This is a genomic window from Siminovitchia fortis, from assembly GCF_003605365.2.
GTDB lineage: Bacteria > Bacillota > Bacilli > Bacillales > Bacillaceae_C > Siminovitchia > Siminovitchia fortis.
Map to the genome: position 1 here is coordinate 18,525 of NZ_QYTU02000005.1, position 17,295 is coordinate 35,819.

At 44.7% G+C, this 17,295-nt stretch carries 21 protein-coding genes; 5 read left to right on the forward strand and 16 right to left on the reverse strand.

The annotated features are described in order from the left end of the window. Nucleotides 1-153: 153 nt before the first annotated feature. Together D4N35_RS03965 and D4N35_RS03970 are read left to right on the forward strand one after the other, a co-directional pair. Nucleotides 154-642, forward strand: coding sequence for a helix-turn-helix domain-containing protein (locus D4N35_RS03965; protein WP_120070317.1), 489 nt, complete (start codon nt 154-156; stop codon nt 640-642). After that, nucleotides 643-1,245 (forward strand): PIN domain-containing protein, encoded by a 603-nt coding sequence (locus D4N35_RS03970; protein ID WP_120070320.1) that lies wholly within the window; start codon nt 643-645, stop codon nt 1,243-1,245. Between the two features lie 212 nt (nt 1,246-1,457). Here D4N35_RS03970 and csrA read toward each other — a convergent pair whose 3' ends face one another. From csrA to D4N35_RS04025, 11 genes are all read right to left on the reverse strand, one after another. Further along, entirely contained in the window at nt 1,458-1,685 is a 228-nt protein-coding gene (gene csrA / locus D4N35_RS03975) for a carbon storage regulator CsrA (RefSeq protein WP_120070323.1), read from the reverse strand. A 4-nt stretch (nt 1,686-1,689) separates the two neighbouring features. Then, nucleotides 1,690-2,124, reverse strand: a complete 435-nt coding sequence (gene fliW, locus D4N35_RS03980; protein ID WP_120070326.1) for a flagellar assembly protein FliW — start codon at nt 2,122-2,124, stop codon at nt 1,690-1,692. 13 nt (nt 2,125-2,137) lie between these two features. After that, nucleotides 2,138-2,707: a DUF6470 family protein gene (locus D4N35_RS03985; protein ID WP_120070329.1), complete on the reverse strand. Its 570-nt coding sequence runs from the start codon at nt 2,705-2,707 to the stop codon at nt 2,138-2,140. A gap of 58 nt (nt 2,708-2,765) precedes the next feature. Continuing rightward, on the reverse strand, nt 2,766-3,668 hold the full coding sequence (gene flgL / locus D4N35_RS03990) for a flagellar hook-associated protein FlgL (protein WP_120070332.1): 903 nt from the start codon (nt 3,666-3,668) through the stop codon (nt 2,766-2,768). Nucleotides 3,669-3,681: 13 nt separating this feature from the next. Continuing rightward, entirely contained in the window at nt 3,682-5,118 is a 1,437-nt protein-coding gene (flgK, locus tag D4N35_RS03995) for a flagellar hook-associated protein FlgK (RefSeq protein ID WP_120070334.1), read from the reverse strand. Nucleotides 5,119-5,154: 36 nt separating this feature from the next. Continuing rightward, on the reverse strand, nt 5,155-5,640 hold the full coding sequence (locus D4N35_RS04000; RefSeq protein ID WP_120070338.1) for a flagellar protein FlgN: 486 nt from the start codon (nt 5,638-5,640) through the stop codon (nt 5,155-5,157). 19 nt (nt 5,641-5,659) lie between these two features. Beyond that, nucleotides 5,660-5,926: a flagellar biosynthesis anti-sigma factor FlgM gene (gene flgM, locus D4N35_RS04005; RefSeq protein WP_120070341.1), complete on the reverse strand. Its 267-nt coding sequence runs from the start codon at nt 5,924-5,926 to the stop codon at nt 5,660-5,662. An 84-nt stretch (nt 5,927-6,010) separates the two neighbouring features. Next, complete coding sequence (locus D4N35_RS04010) at nt 6,011-6,712, reverse strand: ComFC family protein (protein WP_120070344.1); 702 nt, start codon at nt 6,710-6,712, stop codon at nt 6,011-6,013. After that, nucleotides 6,705-8,132 (reverse strand): ATP-dependent helicase ComFA, encoded by a 1,428-nt coding sequence (locus D4N35_RS04015; RefSeq protein ID WP_120070347.1) that lies wholly within the window; start codon nt 8,130-8,132, stop codon nt 6,705-6,707. Before D4N35_RS04015 ends, D4N35_RS04010 begins: the two co-directional genes overlap by 8 nt. Nucleotides 8,133-8,288: 156 nt before the next feature. Continuing rightward, complete coding sequence (locus D4N35_RS04020) at nt 8,289-8,969, reverse strand: response regulator (protein WP_120070350.1); 681 nt, start codon at nt 8,967-8,969, stop codon at nt 8,289-8,291. 28 nt (nt 8,970-8,997) lie between these two features. After that, nucleotides 8,998-10,137, reverse strand: a complete 1,140-nt coding sequence (locus D4N35_RS04025; RefSeq protein WP_120070353.1) for a sensor histidine kinase — start codon at nt 10,135-10,137, stop codon at nt 8,998-9,000. Between the two features lie 153 nt (nt 10,138-10,290). Between D4N35_RS04025 and D4N35_RS04030 the strand changes: the two genes are divergently transcribed. Beyond that, complete coding sequence (locus tag D4N35_RS04030) at nt 10,291-10,926, forward strand: YigZ family protein (RefSeq protein WP_120070356.1); 636 nt, start codon at nt 10,291-10,293, stop codon at nt 10,924-10,926. A 76-nt stretch (nt 10,927-11,002) separates the two neighbouring features. On the opposite strand, the gene D4N35_RS04035 is transcribed toward D4N35_RS04030, so the two are convergent. Continuing rightward, the gene (locus D4N35_RS04035) at nt 11,003-11,866 is read right to left on the reverse strand and encodes an ROK family protein (protein ID WP_120070359.1); all 864 of its coding nucleotides are present in this window, start codon (nt 11,864-11,866) and stop codon (nt 11,003-11,005) included. Nucleotides 11,867-11,975: 109 nt separating this feature from the next. Between D4N35_RS04035 and D4N35_RS04040 the strand changes: the two genes are divergently transcribed. Further along, nucleotides 11,976-13,160 carry a M14 family metallopeptidase gene (locus D4N35_RS04040; protein ID WP_120070362.1) on the forward strand — a complete coding sequence of 395 codons (1,185 nt, stop codon included), beginning with the start codon at nt 11,976-11,978 and terminating at the stop codon, nt 13,158-13,160. On the opposite strand, the gene D4N35_RS04045 is transcribed toward D4N35_RS04040, so the two are convergent. Together D4N35_RS04045 and tagU are read right to left on the reverse strand one after the other, a co-directional pair. Then, a complete protein-coding gene (locus D4N35_RS04045; RefSeq protein ID WP_120070366.1) occupies nt 13,131-13,538 on the reverse strand; it encodes a VanZ family protein in 408 nt (135 codons plus the stop codon). The genes D4N35_RS04040 and D4N35_RS04045 overlap by 30 nt on opposite strands. A 71-nt stretch (nt 13,539-13,609) precedes the next feature. Beyond that, entirely contained in the window at nt 13,610-14,536 is a 927-nt protein-coding gene (gene tagU / locus D4N35_RS04050; protein WP_120070369.1) for a polyisoprenyl-teichoic acid--peptidoglycan teichoic acid transferase TagU, read from the reverse strand. A gap of 169 nt (nt 14,537-14,705) precedes the next feature. Between tagU and D4N35_RS04055 the strand changes: the two genes are divergently transcribed. Then, nucleotides 14,706-15,164: a low molecular weight protein-tyrosine-phosphatase gene (locus D4N35_RS04055; RefSeq protein ID WP_120070372.1), complete on the forward strand. Its 459-nt coding sequence runs from the start codon at nt 14,706-14,708 to the stop codon at nt 15,162-15,164. Nucleotides 15,165-15,280: 116 nt separating this feature from the next. On the opposite strand, the gene D4N35_RS04060 is transcribed toward D4N35_RS04055, so the two are convergent. Together D4N35_RS04060 and D4N35_RS04065 are read right to left on the reverse strand one after the other, a co-directional pair. Continuing rightward, complete coding sequence (locus D4N35_RS04060) at nt 15,281-16,420, reverse strand: YsnF/AvaK domain-containing protein (RefSeq protein ID WP_144462169.1); 1,140 nt, start codon at nt 16,418-16,420, stop codon at nt 15,281-15,283. A gap of 211 nt (nt 16,421-16,631) precedes the next feature. Beyond that, the gene (locus D4N35_RS04065) at nt 16,632-17,099 is read right to left on the reverse strand and encodes a hypothetical protein (protein WP_120070379.1); all 468 of its coding nucleotides are present in this window, start codon (nt 17,097-17,099) and stop codon (nt 16,632-16,634) included. Nucleotides 17,100-17,295: the final 196 nt, after the last annotated feature.

The window sequence follows — 17,295 nt, forward strand, 5'->3', positions numbered from 1 at the left end:
ACCTTCAAAAAGGTCCATATACCAGTCATCTTTTTCCTCAAGAATATTATGTCTAAAAACGGGTATTCTATATAAAAATAAAGCAAGTTTCGTTTGTTTCCTTTTTATGTCTTTTGTTTCTTTTCTGAATAATTTATACTGGAGGTGAGAGGAGTGAAAAAACATATGGCTGTAAAAACGGGAGTTGTTTTTAAAGGCATCTCTGACGTCATGGCCCAAGTTAACAAGGAAAATATCAGTGAAAACGCCAGGCAATATGTACAACTGCTCCATCAATCCATTGAAATCGATCAAGAGAAAGAAATGTTTTATCTGGAACTGAACGATGATGAAAAAACCGAAGTAGAACATGTACTGAAAGACGTTTTCCATACGAGACTGCCAGAATATATGCCGGTAACAGAAGTAGCACAAATGTTGAATGTTACGCCGCAGATGGTAAGAAGATATTGTGCTGAAGGGAAGATTAAAGCAAAACAACGCATGGAGAATTCCGGCAAATGGCTTATCCCTACAGAACAATTTTTAGCAAAACCTGAATTTTCCAAGCATCTAAAACAGAAAGAAATTAATAGAATGAAATCAATGAAAGCGATTGATCTCGTATTGCAAGGCATTGATGAAGAAGAGGAAGAGGACTAAATGCCGGAAAATTTTCTTTCGGAAAAGAGATATATGCTGGATACAAACATTTTTAGATATAAAATAGACTCAAGCTCCCACTATAGAAATGAAGCCAAAAAGTTTTGGACAATGATACTCTCCGAAATGGAAATTGGCGAGAGCGAGATTTTTGTCCCCCATGAAGTGCTAAGGGAGCTTGAGATCCAATCCTACTTAATGATGGACAAGGAAAAACGCAGATTGGATGCAGTTAGGGGATTCCTCACCATTTTACCTGAAATTAATAATAGGCAGGCAGAGCATATGATAAGAAAAATCTCCGCATATATTCGATCAAATTATAAAAAGGAGTTAGATGTCATAAAACGCGGTGTAGAATATCCTTCTGTCTCCGACTCTAGAATTCTATTAAATGCATGGCAATACGATTGTATCCTGGTTACAGCAAACATTAAAGACTTTATGTTATTTCCCTTACTCTTTGACTCGGATGCATTAAAACTATATGACCCTATTACCGAAAACTATGTTGTACTGGACCCAATAGTACATGAAACAATAACTAATGATAAGCAGTTCAATGTTATGAAACAGGAACTTGTACAACTTTTAAATTACTGATTTTTTTTGCAAGGTAAAGTACGGGAGGATATAGCTTTTACCAGTGCATTCCACTCAAAAGCAATCACTTGGATACATATCGGCTTCGTTGCACCAGTTTGTCGCCCATTTAAAACTTCTTCAATCCCGCTATTGTCAACGCCATATTCACAAAGCGGAATACTGAGTCAATGGCTCTTTTACCTGCTGTTTGTATGCGTAGAAGGTGGAAATTATTCTTTTTTCGTTTTTGCCAAAATGCCCGAGAGATCCGTAACTTCTTTTAGCGCTGCCGTATTTTCATTCTGTATTTCCAGCCACACTTCTTTGCGGTGGACTTCTACATTCTTAGGCGCGTTAATGCCGATTTTGACTTGATCCCCCTGAATGGCTGTAATAGAGATTTCTATGTCAGGTCCAATTTGAATAGCCTCGCCCTTTTTCCTCGATAATATCAGCATGACGTCACCCCTTCACTTTCTGTCCAAACAGGGGGTGCCTGGTGTTATAATCGGTGTCATTCAGAATCACTTGCTTCGCCCTATTATTATGTCTGTTGATGACCACCGGTGCTTGCAGGTTAGCCGTCGTCTTTTCAAACGGATCCTGCACGGTTAATATCGCGTAGACCACTGCATCCTCCGGCTGTTTAAGAGCCAACTGCTCAATCGCTGATTCGCTCAGTTTAAAGTCATACTCCGGGAAAAATGAAAAAGGATCCGTGACGATAAAGCCGATTTCCGGTGTTTTAACTGACTGCATCACCAACAAAGTGCCCTCATCCAATGGCAGCAAGACAAAATTCTTCTCTTCCGGAAATCCGGGAATCCCGCTGTCAAACCTCAAAACAGCTTCTTCGTTTATCTGCTGCGTTCCATGATATTTCGTTTCAATGTTCATTTCCCCGCTCCTTTCATGCTTCCAAATTGACAAAATCTATTTTTAACGACGGCTCGCGTTCCATATAAATATCCACTTTTCCCGGTTCATTTTCGATCACAGGCTCTTGGGGCTCCGCATGGATGATCGGCTTATTTTGTTTCCATTGGATGTGCAATACATCCGGCTCATAATTGACTTTGACACTGAAAGGAGAAGGTATGAATGTTATATTCAACGAAACCTGCGGTTTTTCAAAATTTCGCTTGGCTATATGCGGAATTGGATTGCCGCCGCCCAGCTCAATCCGCATCAGCTCGTCTCCCTCTTCCGCTCGCCTTGCAATGCCCTCAAGAAGCTGTGAGCGTCCATCTTGAGCAAACTCTTCCACAAGCCTTGGTGTAGACTTCAAATTCATATCTTCCCAGGCTTTAGTCTGGTCAATCGTAAGCTTTCCAGGCGTACGTTCAATCTGCATAACAGCTGGAGGCTGCTGAATCTCCAATACCGCTCTAGGCTGTTCTATCGACTGCCTTGCCGGGATTGTCCGCATGCCAATCTGCCCTATAGTGGATTCAATCCGAATTTGTGGCATCAATCTCATAAAAGCACCTCCGTTTGCTTTTTAAAAGAGAAAAAAGCTACCCAGCGAAAGTAGCTTTCTATCTTAAAAAGTCAACCAGCGTCGGCTGAACAATCCGTGCGCTTACACTCAACGATGCTCTAAGCATGCTCTCCTCCATCACCAGTTCGGTGATGACCTTTTCATATTCCACACCTTCATTATCAGCGACCATCTTCTTTAAAATCTCTTCCTGCTGATCAATCCGGTTCTCCATCAGATCAATACGATTTGCGCGGGCACCGAGCGAAGCCCTTTTGGTTAAAAGATTATCAATCTCAATATCGAGATCTCCAAGATAGCTGCCGATATCTTTATTTTCATCATTAGGGTTTCCTTCAATGGCATCGGTCAGTTCTTTTAGCTTATTGAATAATTCTTGTGTAAAAACATTAGTCACATTAATCGGAATCTCGATGCCTTTACTAAGCTCTATTTTAACTGCCTCATTATTATTATTTACATCAAAAGTTCCATCGTCTTTAGGGGTTACAGGTTTTTTTATCTCATCCGAAGATGCATCCGTATCCGTTCCATTAAAAATATACCTTCCGGCAACTTCCGTATTGGCGATATTTGCTAATTGCTCGGTCAGTTCTTTTATCTCTTCAGCAATAGCATCACGTTGGCTTTGATCCAACGTTCCATTGGCTGCACTCTCTGTCAACTCACGTATGCGGTGCATCGCTTTCGTTGCCTGATCCAAAGCCGCATCCGAATTGTCAATCCAGTTATGCGCTTCTGTGAAATTCCGTTTAAACTGCTCATTCTGCTTAACATTAGTACGATAGGCAAGACTTTTCATGGCAACAACCGGATCATCTGACGGCCTGCTAATCTTTACCCCTGTATTCAGTTGTTCCTGCAGCATCCCAAGACGGCCGTAAGTATTGCTCAAATGTCTGAGTGAGTTGTTTGCAATCATAGATTGTGTAACACGCATATCAATTTACCCCCTATCTCCCGACAACGCCCATGCCGTTAATTACTTTATCGAGCATTTCATCAATCACAGTTATATTCCTTGCAGCCGCATTATAAGCGTGCTGGAACTTAATCATATTCATAATCTCTTCATCTAAAGAAACAGCGCTGACCGAAAGCCGTTTTTCGTCAACTGCGGCCTGAAGGGTGCTGACATTCTTTGCCTGCCCTTTGGCATATTGCGCTTTAACGCCTAGACTCCCAATTAACTCCTGATATTTGGTCATTACATCTTTTAATGAATCGGCCATAGCCAATGCTTTTGATCCGTCACCAGGAGAACCCTCCGGTTTTAATCCTTCTGTATCTTTTAGTATCATCTCAAGGTCACTTGCACCCGCGTTATTATTAAAAAAATCACCATCAAATGCCCCATTTACTTTTTCCACCAGAAGATCCGCTATACTATCCAATTCTTTCATGACAGTTATATATGAATCCCCTTCTTGACCTTGGTACCCATAATTCTCAATGAGGCTTTTCAATGTTCCATCTGTTAAATCTTTAAGAATATCCTCTTCACCAATCTTAAGCCCAGTTACAACATCCGGCTCCTCACCATATGAAACATTGATTTCTGCAAATTTGAAATCCTTGCTGACAAGTTCATATTCCTTCGTAGTACTGTCACCTTTCATTTTAATGACATAGATCCCTTCCATCTCGCCTTTGGGATTTTTGTGGCTGGGTACCTTTTGCACCTCTATATCCATAAACTTGGAAAGCTCATCCACAAGCAGGTCCCGCTCATCATACAGGTCGTTCGGAACATAACCCAGCGGTTCAACTTCCGCTATTTTTTGATTTAGCTCGTTGATGTTTTTCAACAATAAATTGATTCCCCTTGGATCATCATCTTTTCCACTTTCGTTTAGGTATGTATTTAGCTGGACCTTCAAATCCTGCCTATAGTCCTCCATCGTGTTGTATATGTGGTTAAATGTATCTGCTACGGTTTTTCCGCGCTCAAGGACAACTTCCCTCGCACCGGAGTTTTCCGGGTTTACGCTCAGGTCTTGGAGGGCCTGCCAAAAGTCGTTTAGCACCCTGGAAATACCTGTGCTTTCTTTACCTGTCTCATTTAATATATCTTCCAATCTGGAGAGGGCCTCTGCATTTGTTCCAAAATACCCCAGCTTTGCATTTTCTTTTCGATATTGCGTGTCAAGGAAGGATTCCCTTATACGTTGAATGGAACCTGCCGAAACGCCCGTCCCGATCTGGCCCGGAATCATCGGCCGGTTCATCGATGCAGGCGGATACGCTTCTGAGGCCTGCATATTGATCCGCTGGCGAGTATAGCCCGGTGTGTTGGCGTTCGCTACGTTATGTCCGGTCGTGTATAGCCCGGCCTGCTGGGTGTTCAGTGCTCTTCTTGCCGTTTCCAGGCCATGAAAGGTAGATGACATGTTATTTCCTCCATATTTCTCATTCAATTATATTAATCAAGCCTTTGAATCGAAGAAGGACTTGTTTGGTTTGGGTTGTTTTTTCTCATCCGGCCTGCCGTAGGCGGCCGTTTCCTTTTCCGGCTGCAACAGGTCGAGGTTCATGTTGACGTACTGCAATGATTGGTAGATGAGCTGCTTGTTCAGATCGTTCTGGTTCTGAAGCCTTTCAATCACTGTTATCAGCTGTTCCTGCAGCGCCTTCAGCGTTTCGGCCGCTTCGGGGTTTGCGGCTGCTATGCAGTCCGCAATCGTGATTTGGCCGTCCCAATTCTTTTTTAAAAACGCTTTTGCAACCGTCTGCCGTTCGTCTTCCATCATGGTGATGGTTGTTGTCAGCTTCTGTTCTTCGCGCATAATCTCCTGGAGGCTGTCCACATCACCTTTTTTCAGGACCTCCGTTTTCTTGACCGCATTTTTCAGCAGGCTCTCATGCAGTTGATACTGCCTGGTCAGATTGTTGATCAAAGTCTCCGCAGACATGGAACAGCCTCCTTTCGATTTATTGGTTGAAGTAGTATTTGGCCATGCTGTAAGCAACTTTTTTCGGATCGACTTTATAATTGCCTTGCTCGATCTGATTTTTCAATTGCTCTACGCGGGCTTTTCGCTCTGCATCAAATCTGGATGACTGCTGGAGCTCTTTGGCTTCTTTGGAAATTTGTATTTGATCCGCATCCATACGTTCTGTGCGGGTTTGCTTTTCTACATGATTAATCTGCTTAGAATACGGATTCGTATCAGGCCTGTTGAAAGAATTGATTTTCATCAGATAACCTCCTTGCTTTCAACGTTTCGTATCTATTATATCGGTTTATCGGAATAATTGTTTAGATAATCTTCGCTGAAAAATTCACCCCCTCGCCAATGTAAAAGAGCTTACACTTTTCGCACCAGCCTCCATCAGGGCATGCGCTGCGTGATGAAGCGTCGATCCTGTCGTATAAATGTCGTCTATTAAAAGAATAACTTTTCCTGAAACGTCTTGATTCACTTTAAAAACCTGTTTCAGGTGAATCCTCTCTTCCCGGGATTTTTTCGATTGCTTTTCACCGTGGATCCGCACGAGCGCATCAAACGTTTCAAACCCGGCCTCAGCTGCCAAAGCGGCGGCCTGGTTGAACCCCCGCTCCATCAGCCGCTCACTGCTCAACGGAATCGGCACGGCCAAATCGAAGGACGCCCTTGAAACGATGCTTCGGACCTCCGGCGAAAATGCCTTCGCCAACGCATAATCCCCCCGGTATTTATAGCGTGCCAACATTTCTTTTAAAAAATCATTGTAATCATATATGGAAACATTTCGTTCAAGGACGCCCTTCCACTTCGAGTCTTTTTCCCAGCGAAAGCAATCATGGCAAATATCTTCATGAATATACTCAGCTTCCAGCTTGGCAAACGGCCTGGAACATTTCCGGCAAACCGGATCCGTGATGATTATCAATTTTCCTTTACACGTTTTGCATAAACTTTGTTCAGGCGCCCCAAATAGAAACTTTCTCCATGTCATCTCCTCCTGAATGACCGCGTCGCAATACAAACAATGATTATTCATCGAGCAGCCCCGCCTTCTGCGCTTCCTTGTTCATATGGTCGATATGAAGCAAAGCCCGGATCATCGCTTTTGTCCTGCCGTAATGAAAAAAAGTAATATCCCCTGAGGGGTATTCCGAACTTCTGCCCACCCTGCCGGCAATTTGAACAAGGGCAGCCTCAGTAAAAATATCATCTTCTGCACCAAGCACTGCCACATCTATATTTGGAAAAGTGACGCCCCTTTCCAAAATGGTTGTTGTAAGAAGAATCGGTGTCTCCCCCGCTCTCATTCTTTTTACTTTTTCCTTCCTTAACGGGTCTTCCGCATGAACGGATTCAATCGCCGGATGCAGCTTCTGAAAAATGGAAAGGGATTTTTTCATCAGCTCAATATGCGGAAGAAAAATAAGCGCCTGTTTTCCGAGCTTCAGCCGATTTTCCGTCCACTCCATTACATTATAGGGAAGCCGGCTCTTTTCCAGCCGTTTCTGCCAATTTCCACACCATGCAAATCGCGGCAGCGGCAGCGGCCTGCGGTGAAAGCGGGCAGGTATTTTAATGAATTTTCGCTTTCCAAACCGGCATTCATCCTGCCATTTCCTGCTCGGGGTTGCGGTCAAATAGATTCGCGCAGCTTCCGGCTTGGCCGATTTTTTTACTGCCCATTGCAGGCTTGCATCAAATGTATATGGAAAAGCATCGACTTCATCGACAATCATCGTGTCGAACGCATGGTGAAAACGAAGGAGTTGATGAGTAGTGGAAATCGTGATGGGAGAAAATCGGTGACGGTCTTCACTGCCGCCATACAGTGCGGAGACTTCGGCAGAGGGAAACACTTTTTGAATACGGGGCGCCAGCTCCAATACAACGTCCGTCCGCGGAGTCGCAATGCAGATCCGATGGCCAAGCTTCAACGCTTCATTGATGCCTGAAAATAGCACCTCGGTTTTTCCAGCGCCGCATACCGCCCATACAAGAAATTCATCTTTGTTCCGGACAGCGGCAACCACCGCTTCAGAAGCAGCTTCCTGTCCTTTGGAAAGCTGACCGTCCCATTGCAAATGGCTACCGGAATCCCATTTCAAAGGAGGGCTGGTCCAACGATAAAAGTCCGTGCATTGTGACACTCTTCCCATCATGAGGCACTTCCTGCAATAGACGCAGTCCTTTCCGCATGATGCACAAGGAAATTTCGAAAAAAGCCTGCCAACCCGGTTATCGCAGCGATGACACAGCCATCCTGTGTTACTGAGCCTTAATCCGGGGACTTCTTCAATATATCCATTTTTGATATGTACATTAATCTCTTCTTTGGAAAATGGGATTTCATTCAAGAGGAGCATTCGTCCGAATAAAAATCGTTGAAGCTCAGGAGAGAATTGCTGCAGGGGGTCAGATAAACGAGAAAACTTCGTATTCAATATATCACCTCTCATCACTTGCCATTCGTGCGATTATTCAGAATATCGCGCGGGCAGCAATAATCTAAAATACGCTCAATTAGAAAGTCAGAGATTGTCCGGCGCCCGGTTGGCCGCCTCATATTCAGACCGCACAAGGCCGAAATGCCTCTTTGCATCCCGGCCTCAATATTATCGTACTTCGACCCATCCATTCTTGATGGCTGTGATGACCGCTTGGGTACGATCGTTGACATTCATTTTTTGTAAAATGTTGCTCACGTGGTTTTTGACTGTTTTTTCGCTTATATAAAGCGTTTCCCCGATAGCGCGGTTGCTTTTTCCGTCAGCAAGCAGCTGCAGGACTTCACATTCGCGGCTTGTCAGCAAATGCAGGGGCACTCTCACTTCCGGCTGCTGGTAGCCTGTTCCTTTATTGTGCTGGTTGGCCAGTCTCCTGTATTCCCTCACCAGTTTATGAGTGACCTTCGGATGAATATAGGAACCTCCGTCTGCCACAACTTTGATTGCACCGATCAGCTCGTCTGAATCCATTTCTTTTAACATATAGCCCGCGGCACCGGTCTTCATGGCATGCGTTACATATGCTTCCTCATCATGGATGGAAAGGATGATCGCTTTTGAATCCGGATGAGTCTCCATCAGCTGCCTTGTTGCTTCGATGCCGTTTGTATCTTTCATATTAATATCAAGCAGGACTACATCCGGGGAATATTCCTCAACAATCCCAACTGCATCACAGCCGTCTTCACCCTCTGCCACGACAGAGAAAGTCTTTTCAAATTCCAGGATTCTCTTTACACCCTCGCGAAACAATTCGTGATCATCAATAATGGCTATTTTTGTTTGCATTCGTTATTCCCCCTTGATTGTTTTTTAATCAAATGATGGGTATCTTGATTGAAATGACTGTTCCCGCTCCTTGTTTGGAATGGATTGTGAACAGGCCGTCCAATATTTCGACGCGCTCTCTCATTCCCATCATACCGTAGCTTCCGCTCTTTCTCACGCTGACGTCAAAGCCGATGCCGTCATCCTTCACAAGAACGTATACCTTCTCAGGCTGCACTTCAACCTTTACCTGGATGGTCTTTGCCTTAGCATGCTTTAACGCATTATGTACAGCTTCTTGGATGAGCCGAAAAAGAGCCACTTCATATTTCGATGGAAGTCTCGTATCCTTCCCTAAATAAACGAACTCGATGTTCGTTGTTTTGTGGTAATCCTCGACTGTCGCCAAATATTTCTTCAATGTCGGAATCAGCCCGAGATCATCAAGGGCCATTGGGCGCAAGTCATAAATAATGCGCCTGACTTCATATAGGGTCGTACGGATCATTTTCTTGAGGCTGCGTATTTCCTCAAGTGATCGCTCCGGTCCTTCTTCTTTATGCATTTTTTCCGCCAAGTCGGAACGGATCAGGACGCTTGCGAGCAATTGCGCGGGCCCATCATGGATCTCACGGGACAGCCGCTTTCTTTCTTCTTCCTGAGCCTCGATGATGCGTAAACCGAAGTCCTGCTTCATTTTCGCATCTTCCAGGGCTTCACCCATTTCTTTGATGTCGCTTACCAAATAATTGGATACGACCGAAATTTGCGAGACAAGCATCTCTGCCCGCTCAATCGTTTGCTGCAGAATAAGCAAGCGCCTTTCAAGATCATCCCTTCGCTCTCTGAGCTGTTTTTCCAGTTGCCGGTTTATCATTAATTTCGTTTGGAGATCATGGGCTTGTTCATATGCGGTGCGCACCTGTTCTTCGCTGAATTCCTTAAAGTGCAGGCTTATGGTGGACAGGCGCTGTCTTGAGAGCCTTGATTGCACTTCCAGTTTATCGCCTTCATCAATGACTTTGCTGACTTCTTCCTTGATTTTTTCCAGTTCTTTTAATATGCTGTCATGGTCACGGCGGCACTGCTCGCCAATCTGGAAAATCTCGTGCTTGCTGCGGTCCACGGTGTTGATCATCTGTTCGACAATATTATCCAGCTCTTTTATATTCACTTTCTTAAGTGCCATTTTCCTCGAGGGGTCCCCCTTTCGGATCGGTATACTGGAAATAGGTGATAAGACATACCTACCATTCTACTAAAAGTATTATATCATGTATAATTTTATTAAACACACTATTTTAGTTGGGAAAATAATTAGCCTTTTGAAAGGAGCAGGGTCGTGCTTGCACAATATTTGACGGTAAAAGCGACGGGTACCCATGAAATCAATATTCAAAAATCAAGGTTCATCGCACATGTTAAAAGGGCCGAGACTGAGGAAGAGGCGCAGGCTTTCATTCAAGAAATTAAAAAGGAACACTGGAATGCCACCCATAACTGTTCAGCCTACATGATCGGTGAAAATGACCAGATCCAAAAAGCAAATGATGACGGCGAGCCGAGCGGAACCGCCGGAGTTCCAATGCTTGAAGTGCTGAAGAAAAGAAATTTGAAAGATACAGTTGTTGTCGTCACAAGGTATTTCGGGGGCATTAAGTTAGGGGCCGGAGGGCTCATCCGCGCCTATGGCAGAGCGGTTTCTGAAGGGATTGATGCCGTCGGGACCGTCCGGCGGACTCTCGTGACCGTCATGCATGTGAAAGCCGATTATACATGGCTTGGAAAACTTGAAAACGAAATCCGCTCCTCTGAATTTCAATTGAAAGACATCCATTATTCCGACCTTGTTGAAATCGAAGTTTATGTAAAAGAGGATCAGGTCAACGAATTCCGGGAATGGATGACGGAGCTGACAAATGGGCAAGCTGGCATATCCGAAGGCGGGCAGCTATACATGGAAACAGACATAAAGTAAGATCCTTTTTTTGTAAAGACAGGAGTAAAGACTCCCGTCTTTTTTATTAGGGAAAATTTCTTTTTGACAATAGAATTTATTTTCCATAGACAATGTCTTTCGCCATCATCAGGGCACCCAATATCCCTGAATCATCGCCGAGTGTTGGTGAAACAATATAGTTTTCCGGCTGCGGCAATGTGAGAAAGCCTTTGGATAACCGCTCCATTTCACGGTGGATGCGCTGAAGCAAATGCGGCTGCTTCATCACTCCGCCGCCCATGATGATTTTCTCGGGTGAAAGAATCAAAATATATTGCAGCAGGGCCTGCGCCAAATAATGGGCTTCTATTTCCCAAGCAGGGTGATTTTCCGGCAGCCCGGCCCCTTCTATCCCCCACCGTTTTTCGATTGCCGGACCGGCTGCCAAACCTTCCAGGCAATCCACATGATATGGACAAAAGCCTTCGAATTCGTCTTGGGGATGCCGGCGAAGGAAAATATGTCCCATTTCAGGATGGGAAAGTCCATGAAGAATCTTTCCATCCACAACGGCTCCGGCGCCGATTCCTGTTCCAACGGTCATGTACAAGCAGATGCCAAGCCCCTTGCCGGCACCAAAAAGAAATTCACCCCAAGCGGCCGCATTGACATCCGTATCAAATGCGACCGGAACATTTAAAGCTTTTTTCATCGTTTCCACAAGCGGGAAGTTGACCCATCCGGGCTTCGGTGTTGCTTTGATATATCCGTATGTATCGCTTTGCCCATTCAAGTCCAGCGGACCGAATGAACCGATGCCAAGAGCATCTATTTGATGTTTTTGAAAAAATTCAATCACTTTCGGGATCGTCTTTCCCGGATATTCCGTTGGGATCTGCACGCGCTCCATTATCTTCCCGTCTTCGGTTCCGACAGCGCAAATATACTTGGTCCCCCCGGCTTCAACCGCTCCAAGCATGTTCGTTCACTTCCTTCAAAAAGATCATTCACCTTTCATTCTATCATCATATTTATCTGTTATGAACATACACCTAGTTATGATAAAGACAATTTTTGGGGGGACGGTTATGGAAATCCGGGTACGGTCAGGAGATACGCTTTGGCATTACAGCCAGTTATTTCATATCCCGTTCATTTTGATCCTCGATTCCAATGCGAATCTTGCCAATCCAAACGCCCTTCAAGTTGGACAGACAATCCAAATTCCCGGTTACCTAACAGGAACGTATACGATCAGGCCCGGCGATACCTTTTGGAAAATTGCCCAAGACCGGAGTGTAAACGTAGATGCCCTTTTGATTTTAAACCAGGATATCAATCCGAATGAACTAACTGCCGGACAGCAGATCAATATTCCGGTAAGAGTCATGTCAAGGGTCATCGATGGCAATGAACCGTATGATTTTCAGAAAATGTCCCGCGATATGAACAGGCTGATGGCGATTTATCCTTTTATTAAAAGGCGGGAAGCGGGAAAAAGCGTACTCGGGAACCCCCTGCATGAAATGCAGATTGGACGGAAGGGAAGAAAAGTACAGATCAATGCGTCCTTTCATGCAAATGAATGGATCACTACACCTATTTTCATGCGTTTTTTAAACGATTACATGCTGGCCCTCACCAGCGGTTTGACGATCAAGGGCATACCTGCATTAACGATGTATACGGAGAGCCGGCTGTATGCCATCCCGATGGTGAATCCTGATGGTGTCAATCTTGTCCTGAACGGTCCCCCGCCCGAAAGGGAAGCCGAGCTTGTCAGGCTGAATAGGGATAGCCGGGACTTTTCCGGCTGGAAGGCGAATATTCGCGGGGTGGATTTGAATAAGCAATTCCCGGCCAAGTGGGAGTTTGAAAAAGAAAGGAAGCCGAAAGAGCCGGGCCCCCGTGACTTTCCGGGCTACACCCCTCTTTCCGAACCGGAGACTAAAACGATGGCCGGGCTGGCCAGAACGGAAAAATATGACCGGCTGCTCGCCCTTCATACGCAAGGGCAGGAAATTTATTGGGGGTATGAAGGACTGGAGCCGCCGGAGTCAAAGAAGCTTGCAAAGGATTTTGCCAGACTCAGCGGATATGAAGCAGTCCGCTACATCGACAACTACACCGGTTATAAAGACTGGTTCATCCAGGATTTCAGAAAGCCGGGCTTTACCATTGAACTGGGCAAAGGGCAAAATCCGCTGCCTCTTTCCCAATTTGAAGAAATCTATTCCCACATGCTAGGACTTTTTGTAAGATCGTTGATTTAACAATTTGATCATACCCAAAGCGATTAGGGCTCCCAGTGAATCCAACACTACATCCCATACAGAAGCCGTCCTGTCCGGAACGAATGATTGGTGAATTTCATCTGTTGCCGCATACACGGTTGTAATGACCCATGCCAATAGAAACCTGCTTTTTTCAAAACTGTTGAAAAGGAGTACCGCCAGCAGTCCGAACGCTCCCAGATGCACCAGCTTGCGGAATGCCACATTCACAAGAGCTGCCTGCCCTGAAGACAGACCAAACAATTTTTCTATTAAAACTTGTGTATTTCCGCCTGTGGAGGATGGCAAATGCGTGGCGATAAAAATGGCCGCGGCCCATGCAATGGCTGCAATCAGCCATATGTGACGTTTTCTCATGAAACACCTCTTTTTATTGGAATAATAAAGGCGGGACACTTGACATTTGCAGTCCCGCCTTTTCCGTTTTGTCAAATATTCAGATGTTCCTTCAGCACGCCTTGGACTCTTTCCCTTTCCTCTTGGGGAACAAGGTAATACCAAATGCCATCAATCTTGGTCCCTTGTCCTTCAATTTGATACTGGTCAATTTTCCGGCGCGCTTCTTTATAGTTCTTTTGAATATCCTTCATTTCATCGAATGAAAGATTTGTTTCAACATTTTTTCCCAGTGCATCAAGGACATCGTCATATTTCCAGATCGCCGAGATGTTGGCTCCTTTATTGATCACACCCTGGATGACTTGGCGCTGGCGCAGCTGGCGTCCGAAGTCTCCGCGCGGATCGTCATAACGCATGCGGGCATATGCCAGGGCATCTCTGCCATTCAAGGAAATCCGGCCTTCCGGGAAGTGTTTTTTACCGACAGAAAAATCAATGTCGTTGTCAACATCGACACCGCCGACAGCATCCACAATCTCCTTGAATCCTTCCATATTAATCTTAATATAGTAATCAATCGGAATGTCAAGAAACTTTTCAACCGTATTCATTGACATTTCAACTCCGCCAAATGCATATGCGTGATTGATTTTGTCATCGATGCCTTTGCCGACAATTTCGACCCTCGTGTCCCTTGGAATGCTGAGCATATCGATCGATTCTGTCTTCGGGTTGACGGTCATCACGATGATGGAGTCGGAACGGCCGCGGTCGCCAGGGCGTTCATCGACCCCAAGCATAAGCACTGAAAAAGGCTCTTTCTTATTAAGGGAAAGATTCGCCTCCCTCGCCACTTCCGGAGTACGTTCCAGCGGATTGTGCATGTTTTTGGCCGTTTTATTAATATTATGATAGATCGAGAAGGCAAATCCGGCTGTGGCAACAACTAGCAGAAGGATAACAGACAGCACGATCTTTAAAGTTTTTGATTTCTTTTTCGGTTTATGTCTTGCCATGAATTTTTCCCCTTTTAATGGTTCGTTTTTATAAATCTATTGATCTGCCAATATTCATTATAAATGACAATTCCCACAAATCAATAACAATTCCGGGCAGGTTGATTCACTTTGCCATTTCTATATGCTACTATATCAGGTACATTAGACGCAATAGGGAGACGTGTGTATGGTTAAAGTATTATTTGTCTGCTTGGGTAATATTTGCCGTTCGCCGATGGCTGAAGCGATCATGCGGGATTTGGTCGAAAAGGAAGGTTTGAGCGAAAAAATTTCGGTTGATTCCGCTGGTACAGGTTCATGGCATATCGGGGAACCGCCGCACAAAGGCACGGTGAAAAAGCTGGCAGAATACAATGTCAGCACCGAAGGGCTTGTTGCCAGGCAATTTTCCAAAAAAGACTTCGAAGAATATGATTACATAGTGGGAATGGACGAATCGAACATCCGGAATATTTCCAGGATAACAGGACAGCCTGACGACCCCAAGGTCGTCCGGCTTCTTGACTTGACGGATGCAAAAAAGGATGTACCTGATCCATATTATACAGGGGACTTCCAGGAAACATACGACTTGGTGAGTGAAGGGTGCCGTGTTCTGTTGGAAAAAATTAAAAAAGAAATGTAGCGTTGCTGGTTATCCCTCATTTACCGTGAGAAAACCCCGATTGATCAAGCGAACCATTTTTTTCGGAAAAACGAAAGAGGGAGCAGATTCGGAGCCGCTCCCTTGCTTTGTTCTTCTTATAATCTATGGTTTCTGTTTTCGCCGGAATAAGGATTGTAATTTTTCGCTTGCACTTCAGCTCTTCTTTTCTCCAATTCTTCGTCAAGTTTGCTCCTTTCGTCGATATTGGGATCGTTCTGCACATTTATTCCACTATCATTTGCAAGCACATTGTTTCCGCTTGGCTGCCCTTCATTCATCCTGGCATCAAGGGTGGAGGCATTTCCGAAGTCAGACTCCTCATTTATCCGGGCGGCCGTATTTATATTGCTGTTATCCATATTTTCACTATCATCACGATGCTCTCCATACATTTCGTCGATGTCAGCCTCTTCACGGCGAACCGTTTCTCTTACGGTTTCAGTATCTTCAACTTTCTTTTTGCCCACAATGAGCTCTTCATTGACAACCGGCTTCTTCGTCACTTCCACATGTTCTTCCTTTAACGGAATGCGTATGCTTTCTCCATCTTCTTCAAACGCCGCAGATGCTTCATCCATCGCTTTAGCTTCATCTGCCGGACGGCGTTCGATATACACTTCTTCACGGCTTACCGGTACATCGAAAGATTGTTCCTCTTCCACAACATTTTTCCGGACCCTGACTTCGCCGCTTTCTACTTGCTCTTTATCGACACGAAGCTTTTCCTCATACAATTGCATGCGGGCTTCTTCAGCCGTATCTTCGCTTGTGTTCATTCCGCTTGTTTGAGAAGTTGCGTCCACCTCGCTATGAGGCACAAAATTCGATTCAGTATGCATTTCAGTATCGGCATTATGCACATTCATCGGATTGTCATTCATATGTTCTTCAAGAGAATCATGTATGCGGCCATATTCCTTGTCCACATACAGTAAAATTCCGCCGTTATCGATCTCATGGTAGTAGTCGTCCATTTCAGGGCCGTCCAGACCCGCATTATGCAAGGCCTCCCTCACCGGCTCTTCCCCTGTGATAAATCCTACAAAGCGGTCAAACCAGTTGCCGCCTTTAGATTTCACGTCAATATTTGTTCTGCCGCGCACCATTGACACGTCATCCTCATCTTTTGCAACGGCATATATATCACTTGCGTCGTAACCTTGCGTTTCCAATTCCTCAACCTTCCGGATGGCTTCTTCTTCCGAGTGGAAAATTCCGATGATTTCCTTATCCATTAGTGTTCTCCTCCTTGGGTTGACTTTTGTGGTTCGTTTCAATGTATACCCGGGTTTTGAATATGGAAACACAATTATTTTCAATAGGAAAAAGCTCCGGATGTCCGGAGCCTTGTAAAGAAAGGGTTGTGGTTGATTTTTGCGGCTTTTGAATGAAGAATTCTTGTGAAGACAAACCTGGGGGCATCCGCTGCGGGGCATCATATCATGTTTACCTGCCTTTCCACCCAGGAATATGAGCCTTCATTGTTTTCATTTCATCTGAAACAATGCTGAAAATAGATTGATGTTCATCAAGTCTGGCCTCGACTTGTTTAAAATGACTGCGCATCTCCTTCGTCAGGTTATCAATCTTTTCACTGTTGCCGCGCAGCTCTGTTTTAACTTCCTGAAGTTCTGCATACATTGCTTTTTGGTTAGTCTTGACTTCTTGAAGTTCAGACCGCATCTTCCACTGGTCCTTCTGCAATTCCAGAATTTCAGCACGCATCGCTTTCTGATCTGACTTCACTTCCCGAAGCTCCACCTGCATCGATTTCTGACCAGACTTCACTTCCTGAAGCTCCGTCCCCATCGCTTTTTGACCAGATTTCACTTCCTGAAGCTCCGTACGCACCTCTTGGAAACCATTATCCAAATCGACCAGCTTTGTTAAAATTTCTTTCAAGACTGCTTCCATTTCTTTTTTCCACCTCCTCTTTGTGGACAATTATAGCATAGCCGGCATATTTGTATATGAAATATTACGTATACTTCCAATCTATTTACCTATTATTCTGTGTTATAATGAAGCAAATTGACTATTCTCCTTTTTTCTTCACCTTCCCCGTTTTCTCCCCAATTATTATTTTCCTTAAAAGACCAAAAAACAACAT

What these genes read in the sequence shown, in the direction of transcription:
- D4N35_RS03970 (WP_120070320.1), top strand. Translation starts at nt 643, where the DNA reads ATGCCGGAAAATTTTCTTTCGGAAAAGAGATATATGCTGGATACAAAC.
- csrA (WP_120070323.1), bottom strand. Translation starts at nt 1,685, where the DNA reads ATGCTGATATTATCGAGGAAAAAGGGCGAGGCTATTCAAATTGGACCT.
- fliW (WP_120070326.1), bottom strand. Translation starts at nt 2,124, where the DNA reads ATGAACATTGAAACGAAATATCATGGAACGCAGCAGATAAACGAAGAA.
- D4N35_RS03985 (WP_120070329.1), bottom strand. Translation starts at nt 2,707, where the DNA reads ATGAGATTGATGCCACAAATTCGGATTGAATCCACTATAGGGCAGATT.
- flgL (WP_120070332.1), bottom strand. Translation starts at nt 3,668, where the DNA reads ATGCGTGTTACACAATCTATGATTGCAAACAACTCACTCAGACATTTG.
- flgK (WP_120070334.1), bottom strand. Translation starts at nt 5,118, where the DNA reads ATGTCATCTACCTTTCATGGCCTGGAAACGGCAAGAAGAGCACTGAAC.
- D4N35_RS04000 (WP_120070338.1), bottom strand. Translation starts at nt 5,640, where the DNA reads ATGTCTGCGGAGACTTTGATCAACAATCTGACCAGGCAGTATCAACTG.
- flgM (WP_120070341.1), bottom strand. Translation starts at nt 5,926, where the DNA reads ATGAAAATCAATTCTTTCAACAGGCCTGATACGAATCCGTATTCTAAG.
- D4N35_RS04010 (WP_120070344.1), bottom strand. Translation starts at nt 6,712, where the DNA reads ATGAATAATCATTGTTTGTATTGCGACGCGGTCATTCAGGAGGAGATG.
- D4N35_RS04015 (WP_120070347.1), bottom strand. Translation starts at nt 8,132, where the DNA reads ATGAGAGGTGATATATTGAATACGAAGTTTTCTCGTTTATCTGACCCC.
- D4N35_RS04020 (WP_120070350.1), bottom strand. Translation starts at nt 8,969, where the DNA reads ATGCAAACAAAAATAGCCATTATTGATGATCACGAATTGTTTCGCGAG.
- D4N35_RS04025 (WP_120070353.1), bottom strand. Translation starts at nt 10,137, where the DNA reads ATGGCACTTAAGAAAGTGAATATAAAAGAGCTGGATAATATTGTCGAA.
- D4N35_RS04035 (WP_120070359.1), bottom strand. Translation starts at nt 11,866, where the DNA reads ATGCTTGGAGCGGTTGAAGCCGGGGGGACCAAGTATATTTGCGCTGTC.
- D4N35_RS04040 (WP_120070362.1), top strand. Translation starts at nt 11,976, where the DNA reads ATGGAAATCCGGGTACGGTCAGGAGATACGCTTTGGCATTACAGCCAG.
- D4N35_RS04045 (WP_120070366.1), bottom strand. Translation starts at nt 13,538, where the DNA reads ATGAGAAAACGTCACATATGGCTGATTGCAGCCATTGCATGGGCCGCG.
- tagU (WP_120070369.1), bottom strand. Translation starts at nt 14,536, where the DNA reads ATGGCAAGACATAAACCGAAAAAGAAATCAAAAACTTTAAAGATCGTG.
- D4N35_RS04055 (WP_120070372.1), top strand. Translation starts at nt 14,706, where the DNA reads ATGGTTAAAGTATTATTTGTCTGCTTGGGTAATATTTGCCGTTCGCCG.
- D4N35_RS04060 (WP_144462169.1), bottom strand. Translation starts at nt 16,420, where the DNA reads ATGGATAAGGAAATCATCGGAATTTTCCACTCGGAAGAAGAAGCCATC.
- D4N35_RS04065 (WP_120070379.1), bottom strand. Translation starts at nt 17,099, where the DNA reads ATGGAAGCAGTCTTGAAAGAAATTTTAACAAAGCTGGTCGATTTGGAT.